The organism is Oleiphilus sp. HI0043, assembly GCF_001634935.1.
On the sequence record NZ_LWEY01001025.1, the window covers coordinates 1 to 657 of the forward strand.

The 657-nt window shown below is 42.6% G+C and carries 1 protein-coding gene; it reads right to left on the reverse strand.

The features are described from left to right. Window positions 1-36 precede the first annotated feature (36 nt). Window positions 37-657, reverse strand: a 621-nt coding sequence (locus tag A3729_RS10910) for a CDP-alcohol phosphatidyltransferase family protein (protein ID WP_369820128.1), incomplete at its 5' end; no start/stop codon positions are given.

A 657-nucleotide genomic window follows, 5' to 3' on the forward strand; every position in this document is an offset into this window, starting at 1 on the left:
CAGGCAATAATAGTTGGCTGGATAATTCAAAAGCATTCATAAGCCAGTCTTATCATTCAATTCATTTTCTCGGCGCTGCTTGTATGCCTTTACGCCCCAAACCAAGTAATAATGAATACCGCTAATCAGAGTAATGGCACCCACTACAAATAGGCCTTCTGAAACTGCCCACTGCGGCATCGGCAGATCTGCCAAGCTCATAATCACGAGTAAGACATAAACAATCTGTAGCATTGTACAGGTCTTACCCAGCCATGAGGGCTTAATATCATAATGACTAATAAAGAAGTGATAGCCCAGCGCACCAGCTAGAATCATTACATCGCGACCAATAACGAGATATAGAAGCCACATTGGGATTTGCTCTGTCCAAGCAAGCATTACGTAAGCCGTAACGAGCAGTAGTTTATCTGCCAAAGGGTCAGCTATGGCACCAAATCGCGACTTCCAATTAAATTGGCGAGCCAAGAAACCATCAACTCCATCTGAAAGACCTGCTACAAAGAATAGAATCAAAGCCTGCAAATATTGCGCGGAATATACACTCATCGCAAAAGGAATCACCAGCAGGATTCGAATAACAGTTAGAATATTAGGAATCTGATTAGCTGCGATCATTCTATCTCCAAAATAACCATAGCAATGACTAAGACCCGG